The organism is Novosphingobium sp. BL-S-20, from assembly GCF_055521635.1.
Map to the genome: position 1 here is coordinate 786,387 of NZ_CM145493.1, position 19,367 is coordinate 805,753.

13 protein-coding genes are annotated in these 19,367 nt (G+C 63.1%); 6 read left to right on the forward strand and 7 right to left on the reverse strand.

The window, feature by feature from the left end:
- Window positions 1–37: 37 nt before the first annotated feature.
- Window positions 38–2,848 carry a bifunctional diguanylate cyclase/phosphodiesterase gene (locus ACZ1II_RS03425; protein ID WP_465144398.1) on the reverse strand — a complete coding sequence of 937 codons (2,811 nt, stop codon included), beginning with the start codon at window positions 2,846–2,848 and terminating at the stop codon, window positions 38–40.
- A gap of 205 nt (window positions 2,849–3,053) precedes the next feature.
- Between ACZ1II_RS03425 and ACZ1II_RS03430 the strand changes: the two genes are divergently transcribed.
- From ACZ1II_RS03430 to ACZ1II_RS03455, 6 genes are all read left to right on the forward strand, one after another.
- On the forward strand, window positions 3,054–3,761 hold the full coding sequence (locus ACZ1II_RS03430; protein ID WP_465144399.1) for a helix-turn-helix domain-containing protein: 708 nt from the start codon (window positions 3,054–3,056) through the stop codon (window positions 3,759–3,761).
- A gap of 291 nt (window positions 3,762–4,052) precedes the next feature.
- Window positions 4,053–4,943 (forward strand): GGDEF domain-containing protein, encoded by an 891-nt coding sequence (locus ACZ1II_RS03435; RefSeq protein WP_465144400.1) that lies wholly within the window; start codon window positions 4,053–4,055, stop codon window positions 4,941–4,943.
- Between the two features lie 305 nt (window positions 4,944–5,248).
- The gene (locus ACZ1II_RS03440; protein WP_465144401.1) at window positions 5,249–6,706 is read left to right on the forward strand and encodes an FAD-dependent oxidoreductase; all 1,458 of its coding nucleotides are present in this window, start codon (window positions 5,249–5,251) and stop codon (window positions 6,704–6,706) included.
- Between the two features lie 12 nt (window positions 6,707–6,718).
- Window positions 6,719–7,984, forward strand: a complete 1,266-nt coding sequence (locus ACZ1II_RS03445; RefSeq protein ID WP_465144402.1) for a polysaccharide pyruvyl transferase family protein — start codon at window positions 6,719–6,721, stop codon at window positions 7,982–7,984.
- Window positions 7,981–8,271 carry a hypothetical protein gene (locus tag ACZ1II_RS03450; protein ID WP_465144403.1) on the forward strand — a complete coding sequence of 97 codons (291 nt, stop codon included), beginning with the start codon at window positions 7,981–7,983 and terminating at the stop codon, window positions 8,269–8,271. Before ACZ1II_RS03445 ends, ACZ1II_RS03450 begins: the two co-directional genes overlap by 4 nt.
- Before the next feature lie 18 nt (window positions 8,272–8,289).
- Window positions 8,290–9,792, forward strand: a complete 1,503-nt coding sequence (locus ACZ1II_RS03455) for a hypothetical protein (protein ID WP_465144404.1) — start codon at window positions 8,290–8,292, stop codon at window positions 9,790–9,792.
- Between the two features lie 265 nt (window positions 9,793–10,057).
- On the opposite strand, the gene ACZ1II_RS03460 is transcribed toward ACZ1II_RS03455, so the two are convergent.
- The 6 genes from ACZ1II_RS03460 to ACZ1II_RS03485 all read right to left on the reverse strand — a co-directional run bounded on the left by ACZ1II_RS03460 (window position 10,058) and on the right by ACZ1II_RS03485 (window position 19,324).
- Window positions 10,058–10,981 (reverse strand): Ros/MucR family transcriptional regulator, encoded by a 924-nt coding sequence (locus tag ACZ1II_RS03460; RefSeq protein WP_465144405.1) that lies wholly within the window; start codon window positions 10,979–10,981, stop codon window positions 10,058–10,060.
- Window positions 10,982–11,135: 154 nt separating this feature from the next.
- Window positions 11,136–13,406, reverse strand: coding sequence for a glycoside hydrolase family 3 N-terminal domain-containing protein (locus ACZ1II_RS03465; RefSeq protein WP_465144406.1), 2,271 nt, complete (start codon window positions 13,404–13,406; stop codon window positions 11,136–11,138).
- A gap of 138 nt (window positions 13,407–13,544) precedes the next feature.
- On the reverse strand, window positions 13,545–15,068 hold the full coding sequence (gene proP, locus ACZ1II_RS03470; RefSeq protein WP_465144407.1) for a glycine betaine/L-proline transporter ProP: 1,524 nt from the start codon (window positions 15,066–15,068) through the stop codon (window positions 13,545–13,547).
- A 304-nt stretch (window positions 15,069–15,372) separates the two neighbouring features.
- The gene (locus ACZ1II_RS03475) at window positions 15,373–16,314 is read right to left on the reverse strand and encodes a DMT family transporter (RefSeq protein WP_465144408.1); all 942 of its coding nucleotides are present in this window, start codon (window positions 16,312–16,314) and stop codon (window positions 15,373–15,375) included.
- A gap of 63 nt (window positions 16,315–16,377) precedes the next feature.
- Complete coding sequence (locus ACZ1II_RS03480) at window positions 16,378–17,172, reverse strand: AraC family transcriptional regulator (protein ID WP_465144409.1); 795 nt, start codon at window positions 17,170–17,172, stop codon at window positions 16,378–16,380.
- Window positions 17,173–17,257: 85 nt separating this feature from the next.
- Window positions 17,258–19,324 carry a glycoside hydrolase family 97 protein gene (locus tag ACZ1II_RS03485; protein WP_465144410.1) on the reverse strand — a complete coding sequence of 689 codons (2,067 nt, stop codon included), beginning with the start codon at window positions 19,322–19,324 and terminating at the stop codon, window positions 17,258–17,260.
- Window positions 19,325–19,367: the final 43 nt, after the last annotated feature.

Consider the following 19,367-nt stretch of genomic DNA (forward strand, 5'->3'; position numbering starts at 1 on the left):
GCCAGCGATATTGGCTTTGTCCGGGGCAAGGGAGTCTTTAGGCGACCTCGTGCAGGCGCTGTTCGGAGCGCATGTCTCGCGCGTCGGGCTTGGTGCTGGGCGCGCGGTCGGGACGGCCGAGGAAATAGCCCTGAGCTTCCTCGCAGCCTTCACTGATGAGTAAATTGAACTGGCTCTGCGTTTCCACGCCTTCCGCCAGCACCGGGATGCGCAGCGACTGGCCGAGGGCGAGGACTGCGCGGATGATGGCGCGGGCCTGTTCGTTCTCGTCCGATTCCAGCAGAAACGACTTGTCGATCTTGATCTTGTCGAAGGGGAAGGAGTGCAGCGTGTCCAGCGAGGAATAGCCGGTGCCGAAATCGTCCATGGCGATGGCCACGCCGAGGTCCTTGAGCTGACGCAAGTTGTTGAGCGCGCGGGCCTTGTCGGTGATGATCGCGCTTTCGGTGATTTCCAGTTCGAGCCGCGAGGCGGGCAGTCCTGTCTCTTCCAGCACTCTTGCGACCATCGGTGCAAGGTCCTGCTGGACAAGCTGGATCGGCGAGACGTTCACTGCGATGCGGTGGTCCGAATGCCAGCTGGCGGCTTCGCGGCAGGCCTGCGACAGGACCCATTCGCCGATCTGGAGGATCGCGCCCGATTCTTCGGCGATCGGAATGAATTCGGCGGGCGAGACGAGCCCCTGCATGGGATGGTGCCAGCGCACGAGCGCTTCGTAACCGGAAAGTTGTCCGCTGCGCAGCTGGCATTGCGGCTGGTAGAGCAGGACGAGTTCTTCGCGTTCGATGGCGAGGCGCAAGTCGTTGGCGAGCTGGCGCCGGGCGCGGGCGGTCTCGTCCATGCTCGGTTCGTAATAGCAGATGCGCTCGCCGATCTGCACTTTGGCGCGGTACATGGCGAGGTCGGCGTTGTTGAGCAGGGCCTCGCGATCGCCGCCGTCGTGCGGATAGGCGGCCACGCCCAGGCTGGCGCCGAAGCTGAGTTCCTGCTTCTCATGTTCGACAGGTTCGTCGAAGCAGGGGCCGACGCGGGAAAGGAATTCAGCAAGCTGATCGTCGGTGTCGAACAGCTTGGCCATGCCGAATTCGTCGCCGCCGAGGCGTGCGGCGATCTCGTCCTCGCCGATCATGGATTCAAGGCGGCGGGCAAGTTCGGTCAGGACCACATCGCCCCAGGCGTGGCCGTAAGTGTCGTTGATTTCCTTGAAGCGGTCGAGGTCTATAGCGGCCACGCCGAGGCGCTTGCCATGGCGCAAGGCGTGATCGAGCATCTCGTCGATCCAGAGGTTGAAGCGGGTGCGGTTGGGCAGCCCGGTCAATCCGTCGTGCATCGCCATATGGGCGATCTGCGCCTCGGATTCGTGCTGGCGGGTGATGTCGTCGAAGGTGGAGACCCAGCCGCCGCCGGGCATCGGCCGGCTGGCGATCGAAATGACCGTGCCGTCGGGATATTCGAACAGGATCGGCGGGTGGGGCGCTGTCGCCAGATTCTCGCGGATGGCCCGCTGCGAGACCTCGATCCGCTCCGGGATCAGGTCCGCGGCGAAGCGGCAGGCGCTGCTGAGGCGGATCACCTCGGAAAGGTGCATGCCGGGAACCAGGGTGCCTGGCTCCAGTCCGTACATTTCCAGGTAGCGCGGATTGCAGAGCACCAGCTTCTCGTCCGCATCGAACAGGCAAAGGCCCTGGTGCATGTGGCCGAGAGCGGCGTCGCGCTGGCGGCTTGCTTCGGCGATGCGGTCCTGCGCTTCCTTGAAGCGCGACATGTCGCGGGTGATCTTCGCGAAGCCGATCGGCTGGCCGAGATCGTCCAGCATCGTTTCCATCGTGACATGGGCCCAGAACCGCGTGCCGTCGCGCCGCACGCGCCATCCCTCGCCATGGTAGCGTCCCTCGCTTCGGGCCTTGCCCAGGGCGATCCGGTCGAGTTCGGTGGCGCGATCTTCCGGTGTGTAAAAGCTGGAGACGTGAAGGCCTAGCACTTCCGCTTCGTTGTAGCCCTTGAGCCGCTGGGCTCCGGCGTTCCAGTTGACCACCCGGCCGTCGAGATCGAGCATGTAGATCGCGCAATCGGAAATGCCGCGCACGAGGAAGGAGAAGTTGCGCTCGCTCATGGCCAGTGCAGCGGCGGTGCGGCGGCTCACGACAAGCGAAATCGCGGAAATCGCGATGAGAAGGAAGGTGACGGCGGTGACTGCCCCTGCCATTTCGCGCGGCGAGATCAGCAGTTCGGGCGGCGCCGTGCGGGTCGGGATCAGCGTCAGCCCGGTCATGCCGGTGAAGTGCAGCCCGACGACCGATGCGGTCAGCAGGCCGGTCGCCGCGAGCAGTCCGCGCAGGCGGCGGTCTTCCAGCGCAAGTGCGAAGGCGGGGTAGAGCGGCAGCCAGGCGAGGATCAGGGAAGCCAGGATGAAGCCCGGTTTCCACGACATGATGGCCGGAAGCTGGAGCGCCTGGGTGCCGGTGTAGTGCATGGCGGCGATGCCGCTGGCAGCCACGAGGGAAGCGGCCAGCAGGGCCGGGCGGTTCATACCCTTCAGGGCGATTGCGAAGGCGGCGGAGATGGCCACGATGGGTATGGCGAGCGAGGCCAGCGTCAGGGCGGGTTCGAAGCCGGTGACGATCTCTGGCGCATAGCCTTGCATGGCAACGAAATGCGTCGCCCAGATGCCGAATCCGGCACTTGCACCCGCCATGCAGCACCAGCGTAGCCGTGCCTTGCCGGCGCAGGACTGGGCCTGCCGCAGCAAGGCCAGTGCGGTCAATGAAGAAAGCAGGCAGATCAATGCGGCGAGCACGACAAATTTCAGGTCGTGCCCGTCGCGGATGCAAAGGTAGATATCGAACACCGCAACCCCGATTCTTTCGACGAGAACTACGGATATTCGGGTTAGCAATCGATTAACGTTGAATTCGTTCCATTTGGCGCTGTTGCAGGGCGTTAGGGTCAAACTGAGGGTTTCTGTGGATGGAATTCGGCAAAAAATTAGCCAAGATGCTAACGGTTTCTTAATTCCTGTGCGGACAATTTGCGATTCTCCTGGAGAATGCGCCATGCCGATAACGGCACACTTTGAAGACAAGTCCACCGACGGCATCAAGTCGCCCGATAACGGCCATCAGGCCGGCAAACCGCGCGCTGCGCGCAGGCGGTTGATGATCGAGACGCAAGGCGCTCTGCCTTCCGGTGTCGAGGCGCCGGTGACGATCCACAACTTCTCGGAAACCGGCCTTCTGCTGGAAACCGAGGTGGATATGGAGATCGACGAAGCGCTCGATATCCAGCTCCCCGAAGCCGGCCTGACCCGCGCCCGCGTGGTCTGGGCCAGCGGGCGGCTCTACGGCTGCGCTTTCGAAGTGCCGCTTCATCCCGCTATCCTCAGTGCTGCTCAGTTGCGCAGCACGGCGCAGGAAATCGATCTGGCGCCCGCTCCGGCAGTGCCGGCGCCCGCCGCCATTGGCGGCGAGAGCTTCGGCGAGCGCCTTCACCGCCTGCGCAAGCTGCGCGGTTTCACCCAGGGCGAACTGGCCTCGCGCCTCGGCGTCAGCAAGCCGACGGTCTGGGCCTGGGAGCAGGGGCGCGCTCGCCCGATCGAGGAACGGCTCGATGCCATTGCCGAGGAGCTCGGTGTCACTGCCGCGGAACTGCGGCCCGGCCGCACCGTGGTCGGCCTGCCCGAACTGATCGCCCGCTGCCGGGACCAGATCGCCGCCGCGGTGGAAACCAGTCCGGACAAGGTCCGGATCATGATCGAACTCTAACGATCGAGAATTGTGCCCGGTTCTGTGCAGGAACAGGGTAAACGCGCTTTCCGACTCAATTCAGTGATGGTAAATGTATTGATAACAATAACTTGAAATAAAGAACGTTAGGTAACGGGGCTAACTTTCCTTGTTGATGGTTATTGTCAGGGTCGCCGGAAACCGGAAGTCTGACGTTTGGATGTCATCTTTTGAACATTCGAACGTTTGCTAACGCGCTTCGAATCATCGGCCCGAATTGCGTTGGATCGTTCTGCGGTCCGTCTGATCCGGGGCATTACGAAGATGGGCATGAATTTTACCGTTCAGGATAGCTCCGCGCTGTACGGGCTGCTGGCGGAAACATCGTCCGACATTATTCTCAAGACCGATCGGGACGGCATGATCGTCCATGCGTCGCCCGGAATCCGCAAGCTGGGCGTGGAATTCCACGCGGAAATCGGCCCCCATCTCCTCGACTTCGTGGCGGAGCAGGGTCGCGCGGCGGTGGCGGGCGCGCTGGAGGCGGCGGTTGCGGGCGGACGGAGTGTGCAATGGGTGGAATTCCCGGCGCTTACGGCCGATGCACGCGAAAGCTGGTTCGAAATTCGCATTCGCCCGCTGACCGACGATGCCGGGGATGTCTACGGCGCGCTTGCCGTGATGCGCACGATCGATGAGCGGCGCAGCCTGCGCGATCAGCTTTTCGCGGCGACTTATACCGACCCCTTGACCCAGCTCACCAACCGTGCGGCGTTCATCTCCATGTTGGAGCATATGATTGCCCAGGGCATGGAAGGCTGCCTGGCGATGTTCAGCATCGATTTCTTCCGCACGATCAACATGAGGCATGGCCAGACCGCGGGCGACGAAGTGCTGCGTGTCTTTGCCGATCTGCTGCGTGAAATGCTCCGGTCTGACGATATCATCTCACGTATAGGTTCCGAGCGCTTCGCGGTCCTTCTACCGCGCACCACGCCTGAGCAGGCCCAGTCGATCTGTGCGCGCATCGTCACGACCTTGGCCGATCTGCGCCAGAAAGTGGGCGACGGCCGCCTTGCGATCACCACCAGCGGAAGTGTCGCGCGGATTGCAGGCAGCATGGACAGCACTATCGAACGCGCCGAACTTGCGCTGTTCTGCGCCAAGGCCAAGGGGCGCAACCGCCTTGAGATGGAAAAGCCCCGCCGCATCACGGCCTGAGAGTTCGGGGCCGTAAAGTTCAGGGCCGAAAAGTCGGGGCAGTTTCCGGCCAATCCTGTCGCCTGAATCGAAGATCGCCTGATGGGCGCCGCTTGAGCGGTCGGCTTCATCTACAGAAGAAATGAAGATCGCAGGCAATGCCGGGGCGCGATCGACCAAGTTCCTCCATGTCCGTGCGGCTCAGGGAGTGCCGTTAGGGAAATCACCGCGGGCCTGCCTGAGGCTTGCGCCCCAAAGTTCCTCCAAAATCGATCCACCACGATCCACTACGGATTCTGATCCGATTGCTCCTGCAAGCGGCATCCATGAAGATGGCGCTAGATCAGCAGGTGCGGAAATACGGCCGCGCATACCGGGAGAAACGCGATGGCCAAAGTCTTTCCTGCCGCTTCACCGGCCTCGGTCTCTGTATGAAAAGCATGGCCGCTTTCGGGGGTTCTCCTGCGGTGATTGTTCTGGGCGCTGGCGTTGCCGGGCTGGCCGCGGCCGACAGGCTGACCTCCCTGGGATACCACGTCACGATCGTCGAGCAGCGCGATGTCGCAGGCGGCATGCACAGGAGCCGGCAGATAGGTCCCTATACATTCGATGTAGGCAGCATATTCTACGAAGAGGATGCGAAGATCTTCGACCTTGCGCCCGGCATACGTGACCTTTGCCCCCAGGTTCTGAGCATCCAGCGCCGGATCGCGCCGGACGGCTCCCTTCTGCTCTACCCCATCGAGCCGCGCGACTTCCTCCGGCAGTCCTGGCACCGCCTTGGCAGGTCGGCATTGGAACTGCTCGTTTCACGCGCCAGCCTGAAGCGGGACGGCACCTTGGAAACCCTGTGCCGCAAAAGACTGGGGCGCGGGTTCTTCGAGGATTCCGGACTGCGGAACTACATAACCCGTTTCCATCATGCGCCTCCTTCGGAAATCGATGAAGAGTTCTTCTTTCGCCGCATGGCCATCATCGAACGCTTCACGCGCATGAAAAGCCTGGCGCGCAATGCCGCAAGAACGCTGGTTTCCGGAAGTGCTCCGCAAGCGCGGAAGCAATGGCCGATGCGTGTACGCCCCAGAAGCGGTTTCGAAACCGTCTTCTCCGCAATCGTGGAGCGGCTTTTGGCAAGTGGGGTGGAGTTCGCCTTCGGAGAGCAATTGACCGCGGTTACGCGGGAAGGCAGCGATTTCCGCATCCGCACGGATCGTAGCACGCGGCGCGCGGTCGCCGTCATAAGCACCATCCCTATAGACGCTCTTCATCGCACGCTGTTCGGCGAACCTTCGGGCCTGCAATGCCTCGACATGGCAACGCTTCATGTTTCCGCGCAATGGCTCCATCCCGACGCCGGAAACGTGCTGTTCAACTTCCATGGGCGGGGCGACTGGAAGCGGGCGACCATCTACTCGCGCATCTACGATGCGCCCAAGCTCCCGCGTGAGTTTCTCGCCGTCGAAACGACGCTGAGATCCGGCACTGCCTATGAACTCCAAGCATTGTTCGAAGCGTTTCGGCACCATGTCCAAGACCTCGGGCTGGCTCGTGGACTGCAACTTGAAGGCCATGACTTTGTCGAGAATTGCTATCCGCTTCATTTCGTCGGCGCCCAGACGAAACTCGACGCCGCGTTGAAGCGCATCCTGGAAGCCGGGATCATCTCAGCGGGCCGGCAGGGGCGTTTCGAATACTTGCCGACCTCCACCGGCGTCATCGCCCAGGTGCATAGGCACATCGGCCTGCAGACCCCCGTAGCCGACCCATCCGAACTCGCCGCATGAGGAGCCTTGATCATGAATGCGTACAATGCGCTTCAGGAAATGCCGGAATCCTGCCCTCGTTCATCCCCTCGGGTTCGCATTTTCAACGTCAAGTATAGCCCCAACCTGGGCGATGGCCTGTTGTCGGAATGCCTCGAACAGGCTTTGATCAACAGCGGAGCCGATAGAGATACATGGTCGGTCGATCTCGCGGGACGGCGCAGCTACGGTCCCGGTGCGGCAGGGCGCGGGGCGCTGATCCGCACGCTTCATCTGCTTCCACCACCGGCGCGCAGACTGGCGGTCAGCCTGCCGCTGGCTGTCCAGTCCCGCCGGCGATGGCGGCCACACTATCGCAGTGCGTTGCGGGATGCCGACTGCATCGTTATCGGCGGAGGCAATCTGCTGGTCGATCTCGACCTTAACTTTCCCACGAAGATCGCGCTCGCGGTCGAGGAGGCCGATCGGTGCGGCCTTCCCGCCTTCCTCTATGGCTGCGGCGTTTCCGGCGGATGGAGCCGGCAAGGGCGGATGCGGATGTCGCGGGCGCTTGATCGGGGAGTGGTGCGCAAAGTCTTCGTGCGTGACGAGCGATCCCGCCAACTTTGGGATGAAGAGTTCGGTAACGCATTCGATCTTCCCGCCGCAGTCGCGCCCGATCCCGGTCTTCTCGCCAGCCTTCGATATGGAGTGTCCGCGGCATCGGCTGGCACTTCTGGTCCCTCCTCCACTGTCGGTCTCAATATTACCAGCCCCGTCGCGGTGCGCTATCACTCGATCGACAAGCCGGACACGCGCGATCTGGAGCAATGGTATCTCGACGTGATTCACGGCTTGCTCGCTGCCGGGCATCATGTCGCCGTTTTTACCAACGGCAGCCCGGAAGATCGTCTTTGCGCAGAGCGCCTGCGTTCGGTCATCGAGAGCGCTGGCAAGTTCATGCCGGTGTCTTTTCCCGAGCCCGATACGCCGGGAGAGTTGGTCAGGCTTATCGGCGGCCTTCAGGGGTTGATCGCATTTCGCATGCATGCCGTGATCGCGGCCTATTCCTGCCGCATCCCCTTTCTGGCGCTACGCTGGGATCCCAAGCTGGATTCCTTTGTACGTTCGGTGGATCGCGCGGCGTGGCTGGTGGATTCTCTTGCCTGCCCGGCAACAACGGTCATCGACGAATTACAAGGCGCCATGACCCGGGGCATCGCGCCGAACGAGCATGGCCGGACGCTCGTTGCGGCGCACCAAGGAGTTGAAACCCTTTTCTCCGAAATCGAGCGAACCCTTTCGGGCCAGCGGCATTGAAGCCTTTGATCCTGTTTCTGGTTGGATTGGCGGCCCTGGGAAGCCTCAGCCGAATATCTTTCCAGCAGCAGGAAGGTCGCGTACAGGCAAGTAGCCCGATCGGCTTGTCGCAGGTCTCCACGATGCCGGCCGATCGCCAAGATATTCAGGCGCCCATGCGCATCGGCGCGGCCTCGAATTTCTCGCAAGGTTGGAACCCCCGAGTTTTCCAGTCTGCCCTTGCTCTTCCGCTGACGAACTGGCGCGACAGTATTCGCTGGACCGATGTGGAGACGGTGAAAGGATGATACACCTTCGAATCCGCGATGACGCTTTATCCGGAGCGCCTGTCAGAGTATTCAGCAAGGCTTACCCTGACGCTAAACTGGGGGAATCCGCTCTATGACAGCGGATATACCCCTTATTCTCCCGAAGGTCTTGCTGCCTTCGGTCGCTTCGTGGCTGAAGTTCTGCGTCGTTATCCCGCAGTGGACACACTGGAAATCGGGAATGAAATCAACGCCAGCGCATTCGTCACCGGTCCCATGAAAGAGGCGGACCCGGCGATGCGGATACGCTATCATCTGGCGATGGTGCGCAGCGCCGCTGCAGCCGTCCGATCCGTAAAACCGTCAGTGAAAGTTATCGGCGGCTCCACCCATTCCTTGCCGGCAGGATTCCTCTGGCCCCTTCTGGATGAGCCCGAAGCTGCCGATCTGAGTGGTCTTTCCCTTCATCCTTATACGACGCCGATCGATCAGCTTCGCGCTCAGATCGGTGTGTTGCGACGGCATCCCGCTACTTCTTCAATCCCGCTGTACATTACCGAATTCGGAAGTCTTCATGAAAGGGTCGCTGCGGATGACCTGGTGAGGGCCTACGCAACGCTATCCTCCCTCGGCGCGGCCGAACTCGACTGGTATCCGCTTAGCGAAAGGGGGGATGGTTTCGTGCCCTTGCTGCTTCGTGATGGAAGCAGGACCGATGCGGGGCGCGCATTTCAGTTCGTCACGCAACTGTTGTCCGGCTTTAGGGGGCGGGACATGAGTCCGGACCCCTTTACTGTTCTCCATGCCTTCGGGCCTGAGACCTGGGTTCTCTGGGGGGCGCCGCGACAGGTCACGATCGACAGGCGCACCGTTTCGGCATTCTCGGCAACTGGCAAACCGCTCGATGATGTGCGTCTGGACCTGAGCGAGGATCGGGCGCTGATCCTCAAGGGCAAGGCACCACTGCAGCTGGGCGGGAATGTTACTTTGGGTTGCACGCCTTTGGTCGCCGACAGCTATTACGGATTTACCTATCCGGCGGCGGATGGCCGAACCGATTCACCCGCCGGCTTCCTTGCTTATGCGGGGGCGACAAATCGCGGAAACGCATTGGAAACCCTACCGGGTCAACAGGCGAACGGAGTGCCCTGGACTCCGTACCTTGGACGCAGGAACAGTATTCTTCCCCGCGTGACGGCAGACCTCCTGCTCCCCGGTCCCGATCTGATGCGGAATGCGATTTTTCTGAAGTACGTTGCGCGTGCCGATGCCGACCTGAAGGTTCAGGCTGATTTCAACCTGGAAGGCGCGACGGAAGACGGCATCGGCGCGAGCTTTTCGATCGACGGGCGCTTGCTGGTTGCAAAACGAACGCGGACAAGTCTCGCAATCGAGCGTGAAGAGCGGGTCCGATCCGGTCAGGCTCTGGTCTTCGTTATCGATGCAGGAGGAACCGTGCGTGGCGATATCACGAAGTATCGCATTCGCATCTATGACAAGGCGGCCTGCCCAACCACGGCAATGATCGATCCGAAGAGCCGTCACAGTGCGGGCTTATGAACGGCGCTGTCCGGATGTTGTAATGACCCGATATTCACGCGCAGGAATGGGATCGATGCTTCTTCATAATTCTTGTGAATGTGCAGCCTTGTTGTGACCGGCCTCAGCTGTGTTTGTAATTCTACGCGAAGCCGAGGTGGTTATTTCGGAGATATCGAGCGCGGTCATCGCAGGCCGGCATGAACCGCATGTCCGCCTGTCGAGCAAATAAGCATCCGGCAACCCGACAAGATCGGGTTTGCCGGATGCTTCGCGTCAGAATGCGTTACTTGCCGGGGGCTTCGACCGCTTCAGCTTTGGCCCGCCGAGGGCGAGGGGTAGCGCTGGCCGTCTTGGCACCAGCAGTGCCGGCAGAGTTCTTGGCCGCCTTGGCCTTCTTGGTCGCCGCGGGCTTGACAGTCGCGTCACTGGAAACGGCTGCTGCAGGTGAAGCCGAGGTGGCCGCAGGAACGGTTTCCTTCGGTGCTGTGGCGGCCTTCCGGCGCGGGGTCTTCGCCTTCGCTTTGGGCGCTTCCGAAGCGGTCTTTGTCGGGGTCTGAATTGCCGCGTCACGCGTTACCTTGGCCGCATCCTGTGCTGCGGCCTTGGGTTCGCGGGCGAAGCGCTTGCGGGGTTTCGCTGCGGCTACCGGCTTGACGGCTTCTTTCTTTTCCGCGCCGGCCTTCGCCTTGGACGGTGCGGGTTTGGATGCCTGTTCCTTCGCGGGCGCTTCCTTGGCAGGCTTTGCAGCCACTTCCTTTACCGGAGCGACCGGCTCGGTTACGGCCTTCGCTGTGGATGCCTTCGCCTTGTTCGGACGGCCTCCAAGACCCATCCGCTGCGCGACTGCGCGTCGATGCTCCGAATAGGACGGTGCCACCATCGGGTAGTCGCCCGGCAGGCCGTAACGGGCGCGATATTCGGCCGGCGTCAGTCCATTGTTGGCAAGGTGGCGCTTCAGGCTCTTGTAGGGTTTGCCGTCGAGCAGGCTGAGAATATGATCGCGCGAAGCGATGCTGTCCTCGATCGAGACGGCAGGGGTGTGGACGGTCTCGCTGCTCGAAGCAGATGCAGTTCCGCCCGCAAGCGCTGCTCGGGTCTGTTCGATCAGGCCAGAAAGTTCGCTGCTCGGTACGCTGTTGTTGGCGAAATAAGCGCTCAGGAGATCGACCGTCAGCCGGGCGAGGTCGTTCTGTTCACTGTCAGGCATCGCATCTTCCTTCAGATATTCCAAAGTCGATTGTCCGTGCTACATCACGGCAATACAGTCGTAAGTAAAGGGGGAATACGAAGAAGGTTCCTTGGAATATCGAGAACTTTGACGGATTGCCCTGAGATCGTCATGACTTTTTTGCAGTGCAGGATCAGTTTTGCGGCAGTGCAGCAGCATAAAGTTCGATCTGTGCATGCAATCCTCCGGACGAGGACTGGCCGACCCATACGTCGAACATGCCCGGTTCCGCAATCCGCTTGCTGCCCTGGCCGATGAATTCCAGATCCTTGCGGATCAGTGAAAACCGGATCGTCCTGCTCTCTCCCGGCGACAAGGACACGCGCTGCATGGCCTTCAACTCGCGAATGGGACGGGTACGACTGGCGACGCGGTCGTGAATGTAGAGCTGTGCGACTTCGCTGCCGCGACGACTGCCCTTGTTGGTGATCCGAACCGAAATCTCCACCGTATCGTCCCAGCGCATGGCGCTATCCGACAGCTTGAGATTATCGAGCACGAACTCGGTATAGCTCAATCCGTGGCCGAACGGGAGGCGCGCGCTGTTGTCGGTCGTCGTATAGCGGGCGCGATACTCGGTGCGGCTGTCCACGACCGGACGGCCGGTCGACTTGCGGTCGTAGAAGAACGGTTCCTGGCCGGATTCCCAGGGAAAGCTGACGGGCAGCTTGCCCGAGGGATTGACTTTGCCGAGCAGGACGTCAGCCACGGCATGGCCGCTTTCCGAGCCGAGGAACCACGTCGCCAGGATCGCCTGGGCATCGGCGACGCCGCCGTGCAGCGCGAGTGCGCGGCCGTGGCGCAGCAGCACGACGACCGGCTTTCCGGCCGCCGCAACGGCGTCCGCCAGCGCCTGCTGGGCGGCGGGAATCTCGATCGTGGTGCGCGATTGCGCTTCGCCGGACATGGTCTGGGATTCGCCGATGGCCAGCAGCACGATGTCAGCCGATTTGGCGACTTCCACCGCTCTGGCAATGCCGCCGTCGATCGGACCGTCTATGTTGCAGCCGTGTTCGACGGCCAGTTTCGTTGCATCGGGCAGGGCGGCGCGCAGACCGGCGGCGAGGTCCACGCCCTTGCCGGGATCGCCGTAGAAGGCCCAGGGGCCGTAGACGTTGTCGCGGTCTTCGCCGAAGGGGCCGATCAGCGCGATCTTCTGTCCTTGCGCGGGATCGATCGGCAGTACGCCGCTGTTCTTGAGCAGCACGATGGAGCGACCGGCGGATTCCCGTGCCAGCGCGCGGTGGGCTGGGGTGGCGATATGGGTGCGCTCGGCCTCCTCATCCAGCGAGCGCCAGGGATTGTCGAACAGGCCCATGGCGAGCTTTACATAGAGGATGCGCCGAACGGCGACATCGACCGTGCCCATCGGGACGGCGCCGGATTTCACAAGCTCCGGCAGGTAGCGGATGTAAAGCCCACTCTGCATCGACATGTCGACCCCGGCCAGCACGGCGAGGCGGGCGGCATCGCGTTCGTCCTCGGCATAGCCGTGGGCGATCAGTTCCTCGTCGGCGGTGTAATCGGAAAAGACGAAGCCGCGGAACTCCATCTCGCCGCGCAGGGTGTCGGTGAGGAGGGCGCGGTCGGCGGTCGCGGGGACGCCGTTGATCTCGCTGAAGGCGGCCATCGTCGTCAGGGCGCCGGCTGCAAAGGAGGCGGCGAAAGGCGGCAGGTGGGTTTCGCGCAGGGTTTCGTCGCTGATGTCGACGCTGCCGTATTCCAGCCCGCCCGCCACCGCCCCATAGGCGGCGAAATGCTTGGGGCAGGCGAGCAGCGAGTCCGCCCGCCGCAAGTCACGCCCCTGGAAGCCGCGCACACGGGCGGCGGAGAGCAGGGCGGTGAGGGTCACGTCCTCGCCCGAACCTTCCACCACGCGGCCCCAGCGCTGGTCGCGGGCGACGTCGGCCATCGGTGCGAAAGTGAGATGGAGACCGGCAGCGGTCGCTTCCACGGCCATGGCGCGCGCCGTGCTCTGGGCGAGTTCGGGGTCGAAGGAGGAGGCCTCCGCCAGCGGTACCGGGAAGATCGTCTTGAGGCCGTGGATCACGTCACCGGCGAAAAGCAGCGGAATGCCAAGGCGGCTTTCCCTGACCGCCAGTTCCTGCGCGCGGCGCGCTCCGGCGACGCCGATGCCGTTGAACAGGCAGCCGACCCGGCCCTTGCGGATTTCCTCGGAAAGGCGCTTCTCGTCCTGGATACCGGCTTGCGGATTGGGCGGGTTGAAGGGGCGGAAGGCATCGGCGAGGCAGGTCATCTGCCCGGCCTTTTCCTCGATGGTCATGCGGGCGATCAGGTCGTCCACGTGCTGTACTTCGCTGGCGGCGAAAGTGATGCGCGGCAGGCCGAAGGCGGCGGCCCCTCCGAGGATGCCGGACAGAACGGCGCGGCGGTGCATGGTCATGAGAGCGTGAACAGGGTCCGTGAAACAAGCGACGCCCCCGAAACGTCGCTAGAACGCTTTTTGTTGCACTGCGGCGTAAAAGCGACCGGCCGGTTGCCGCTTGGGACAACCGGCCGTCGGCGCTGCCAGCGGTGTGGATCAGGTCAGGGCCATGCGCGGCTGCGGCGCATCGTCCGGGACGGTTGCGATGGCCGGGATGGCATCGTCGACGGTGATGTCCTGGTCGCTCCTGAGCAAAGCGATCGCTTCGGCCTTGCTCTCCACCGAAGGCGGTGAGCCGCGCAGGGGCAGGCCTGCGGTCTCGCGCACGGTGAGCATCGTGACGATGCCGATCGCGGCTGCGCCCATCAGGTAATAGGCAGGCATTAGCGGGTCTCCGGTGCGGCTGACGAGCCATGCCGTCACCAGCGGCGTGGTGCCGCCGAACAGCGAGACCGAGACATTGTAGGCGATCGACAGCGCGCTGTAGCGCACCGGTGTGTAGAACAGTGCGGGCAGTGTCGAGGGCATCGAACTGGTGAAGCAGACGAGCGCCATGCCCAGCGTCATCAGGCCGAGGAAGATGAGGCCGTCGTTCCCCGAGCCGATCAGCATCATGCTGGGCACCGCGAGCACCATCAGCGCGACACAGGCGCCGATGATCATTGGGCGGCGGCCCAGGCGATCGCTGAAGAGGCCGCCGACCACGTTGAGCGGCATCATCACCAGCATCACCAGGATGATGAGCAGCAGGCCCTTGCTCTCGGCATAGCCCATCGTCACCGTCAGGTAATTGGGCATGTAGGTGAGCAGCATGTAGTCGGTCACGTTGAACACGAGGACCAGTCCCATGCACTTCAGCAACTGGGGCCAGTGCAGGCGGAACATGTCGGACAGGCTCGGGCGGTCCGCTTCGCGCTCGTCCACCTGTTCGTTATAGGCTTGGAACGCGGGCGTTTCCTCCAGCTTGAGGCGCATGTAGAGGCCTAGCAGGCCCAGCGGCCCGGCGATCAGGAACGGCACACGCCAGCCCCAGGCGAGCATGTCGGCATCGCTGAGCGACATCTGCAGGGCAGTCACGGTTCCCGCACCGGCGATGTACCCGCCGAGCGTGCCGAATTCGAGCCAGCTGCCCATCATTCCGCGCTTCTGGTCGGTCGAGTACTCGGCGATGAAAGTTGCGGCGCCGCCATATTCTCCGCCTGTCGAGAAGCCCTGGACGAGGCGGGCGACCAGCAGCAGCAGCGGCGCGGCCATGCCGATGCGATCGTAGGAGGGAATGAGGCCGATGGCGAAGGTGCCGGCGGCCATCATCACCATCGTCAGCGCCAGGATCTTGTGGCGGCCGTAGCGGTCTCCCAACGGGCCGAAGACCAGCCCGCCCAGCGGACGCACGACGAAGGCCGCGGCAAATGTCGCCAGGGTCGCGATGAGCTGTACTGTAGGATTGCCGGATGGAAAGAAGACATGGCCCAGAGTGACAGCAATATAACCGTAGACGCCGAAGTCGAACCACTCCATGGCATTGCCCAGTGCCGCAGCACCGACTGCCCGGTTCAGTTGAGAGCGGTCGACTACGGTAATGTCGTCGATGGCCAGTTCCCGGCGGGATTTGAACCAGCCGAATTGCGCATGCTGCGCAACGGTGCCTAATTGCGCCGGTGGCGCAACGGGATTGTGCATGTCTGTCTCCGTGCACGCCCGGGCAGGCGCACAGGAAGGCACCACTATCGCCGGACGGGAGGCGGCCGTCGAACGGCCGTGAAAGGATGCGATGCCGTATCGGGCATCAAGCGGGGAGGGCGCCCCATAGACATGTTTTGCTTGAAAAGGGGGAGTTTATGGCCGAGCCGTGGCCCTGCGGCGATGGATCGAATTTGTGTTCAACAGTGAACGCGAACGGTTTTCCATGCTTCTGGTGGTGTTTTTTTCCGGTTTTGGGGGAGGCCCAAACGGACCTCGATCGAAGTGCGGAATGCCCGTTCGATCAGGCCGATGCGGTGCGTTTCGGGCCATGAGCGGTCAGGCAGGTGACCACGCTGGCACCCATGCAGGCGATCGCCAGCAGTTCGGGCACGGTCGGCAGTCGCGCTTCCCAGAGGAAGCCGTAGAGCAGCGCGAAGGCGGTTTCGAACAGGATCATCTGGCCGACCATGGTAAGCGGCAGCAATCGGCTCATGGTGTTCCAGAAGGCATTGCCGACGACCGAGGCGAAGAGCGCGACCGCGCCCGAAACGGCTAGGAAGCGATACCAGGCGGCGGCATCATGCGCGGCGGGTTCGAGCAGCAGCGCGAAGGGAACCAGCAGCACCGCCTGAAATCCGGTGACGATGCCCAGCAGCAGGCTCCATTCGTGGGCGGAAACGTCATGCAGGCGGACCAGCCAGCGGCTGTTGAGAATCGCGAAAGTGGCCCAGGAGGCCAGTGCCCCCACCGCGCAGAGCAGCCCGATCAGCGGCATGATGCCTGCTTCTGCCCGCACATTGCCAAGCGTCTGCCAACCGATGCAGGCCACTGCGCCGAAGCCGAGCAGGAGCGAGGGGGCGAGCCGGGCCAGCGAAGGCGCGCTCGCGTCGCGGCTGCCCACGGCCGTCACCACGACCGGGATGAAGCCGATCACCAGCGAGGTCACGGTGACACCGGCCAGTTGCACGGCGCTGGACAGCAGTATGTAGTAGAGCGTGTTGCCGAGCAGGCTCAGCCAGGCGAGGGCGATCCACTCGGCCCGGCCAAGGTGACGGATCAGCGTGCGCCAGCGGGGCAGGAGCAGGGCGGCGGCGATCAGGCCGTAAGCAAGATAGCGCCCGGCTGCGAGATGGAGCGGACCGAAATCGCCTGCCAGTTCGGGCGCGAGGAAGACCAGGCCCCAGACCGCGCCTGCAGCGGCTCCGAAACCCACCCCGACAACCGTATTCCGCGCATCCGACACTGCAGGCTCCGTCCAGAAAGAGTGGCAGACTGAACCGGAATGCCGCCGGGGTCTTGGCCGCGTCTACGCCGGTTTTGACGCAGGCTCCGGTTCGGCGGGCGGAACGGCTTCCTGCATCTGGCGGCGATAGGCGGCTGGAGGCAGGCCCGTGGCCTTGCGCATCGCGCGCGTCAAGGCGCTCTGGTCGGAATAGCCGAAGCGATAGGCCAGTTCGGCAATCGAAAGATGCCCCGATACAAGCGCATCGCGTACCCGTTTCAGGCGCAGTTCCGATAGCCAGGCGCGCGGCGTGGTGTCCAGTTCTTCGCGGAACAGTTCGTGGAGGCGGCTGACGCCGACACCGGCATGTCGTGCCATGGCGACAGCAGTCCAGTTCTGCCCCGGTGCGGCTTCAAGCCGATCGAGCAGGGCTGCAAGGCGCAGGCGGGCCTTGGGCATTCCGCCGGCAAGCGTCTCGAACAGGAGCGGTGCCCAGCGCTCCACCGTGGACTGTGCAGCGTCACCGGAGGCGCCTTGCTGCGAAGCCATCAGTGCCATGAAGTCGACCAGCTTGTCGGCGGCCGGGGACAGCGCGGCGTAAGGGCGGCGGCCGAGTTCCTCGCGCAGGCGAGGGGAGAGCATGGCCGGATCGAGGTCGAGGATAAAGGCGCGGTTGGGGTGGGCGCTGACCTGATCGTGGCGCACGTCGGTTTCGACGAAAGCGAGATTTCCGCGCGCGACCGCGCCGCCGCGCGCATCGATTTCCATCGACAGCGTGCCTTCCAGAGGCAGGACGATCTGCGCGAAGCCGTGGCTGTCCATCGTGCTGTCCTGCCCATAGCTGCGCAGGTCGAGGGAGAGGGGGGATAGCGACGACATGCCCTTCGTCTATCACCGATCGCGGGCGGAGCGACAGACAGATTTGCTATCGGGGCCGCATCGGACGACCCCGATAGCTTGCCGTTTACGTCCCCGGCACCAGACGCATCGCCGCGCCGCCGCCCGGCGCCAGCCAGAGCGTGTAGGTGTCGCCCTTCTTCACGGTGAGCGTGTCATAGGCGATCCGGTGGCGGGCATCGGTGAGGTAAGTCGCGCCCTCCCCGTCCTTCCAGATCGTTGCCTTGTAGGTCTTGCCCGGTTCAAGGAAGTCGAACGAAAGCGTGACAGTGCGCGCCGTCGCATCGTTCACGCCGCCGACGAACCATTCGGGGCTCCCCCGATCCTTGCGCGCGAATATCGCGTAATCGCCCACTTCACCAGCGATCAGGTGGCTTTCGGCCCAGTCGGTGGGGACGTGGCTGATGAACTCCATCTCGCGCGGATGCTTGTCGAGGTTCTCGACGAAGTCCGCCGCCATCTGGATCGGTGAATAGATCGCAAGGTAAAGCCCAAGCTGCTTGGCCAGCGTGGAGGCCAGCGGATCGTGCTTCGCGCCTTCAAGGCTCAGCACGCCCGGCGTGAAGTCCATCGGACCGGAGAGCATGCGGGTATAGACCAGCGTCGGCTCATGGTCCGGTCCATTGGCGAAGGCGCCCCAGGCATTGTACTCCATGCCTCGCGCGCCTTCGCGGCTGACCCAGTTCGGATAGGTGCGGCGCAGGCCGGTATCCTTGACCGGTTCGTGCGCATCGATGGAGATGTGGTGCTGCGCGGCCAGTTTCACCACGTCCAAGTGGTGGTTCACCTGACGCTGGCCATCGTGCCATTCCATATGCGTTTCGCCCGGCTTTTCGTCGTAGTGCCAGGTGTCGGCGATGATGCCACCGCCATCGGCGACATAGCCGGTCTTCACCGAAGTGACGCCCAGCTTCTCGTAGAGCGCGAAGCCCCCATCCATCTGCTTTTCGTAGATGGCGATATTGCCGCCGGTCTCGTGATGGCCGATCAGCACCACGCCCTTCTTGCGGGCATAGTCAGTCACGGCCTTGATATCGAAGTCCGGCGTCGCTTCGGTGAAGCTGAAATCGCCGTGGCCGAACCAGTCGCCGTCCCAGCCTTTGTTCCAGCCTTCGATCAGCACGCCGCCGAAATTGTGGCGAGCGGCATAGTCGATGTACTGCTTGGCGCGCGCGGTGGTGGCGCCGTGCTGCGGACCGGTCGCCCAGGTCCAGTCGCCGCGGATCATGCCCCACCAGATGCCGATATAGCGCATCGGCTTCACCCAGCTGACATCGCCCAGCTTGTTGGGTTCGTTGAGGTTGAGTTCCAGATCGTTCTCGACAAGGCCCGCCGCATTGTCGGCAATGCGGATCGTGCGCCAGGGCGTATTGAACGGTAGATCGCGCACCACCCGCGCACCGCGTGACGAGGGCGAGAGCGTGGTGCGGAACTTCTGCCCATCGGTCCGCTTGAACCAGTACCCGGCATAATCGACCAGCGCCGCTTCGTGGAACGACAGGTGGGTGCCGTCCTCCAGCTTCATGGTGATCGGCGTATGCGCGGTGGAAACGGCGTCGATCGCGGTCTTCTGGTAGACCTGCTCGTAGCGGTTCCACTCGCCGCCGGGGATCCACCATGCCTCGCCCTTGGGGACGATGTCGAACTCGGTGGTTTCGTCGGCGATCTTCATCGTCTTCATCGCCGGCTGCTCGGGCAGTTCGTAGCGGAAGCCCACGCCGTTATCGAACAGACGGAAATGCACGTCCATCAACCGGCTGCCCTGCGCGGCGGACTGGCGGAAGTGGACGGTCACCTCGTTATAATGATCGCGCACATAGCGGCGCTCACCCCAGGGCTGTTCCCAGGTATCGTCCTGCTTGCCGGTCTCGCTGCCGGAGATCGCAAAACCACGCACCATGTTGACGCCGTCGGTCAGCACGAAGCCCAGCTTGCTCGGCGCGATCAGCAACTTGCCCTTGCGCGACAGCGACCACGTGGGGCGGCTGTCGTTGTCGGTGCTGACGGTGAGCACGATGGAGCCATCGGGCGAAGCGGCGGTGACGCTGGGGGGCGTGTCCTGCGCATGCACGGCAAGCGGCGCGAGAGCGGCGGCGAGGATGCCGGCTTTTGCCAGCAGGCGGAAAGGCTTCATGCCTGATCTCCTTTTGAAATTTGTACTGATGCGGCGGCGGCCG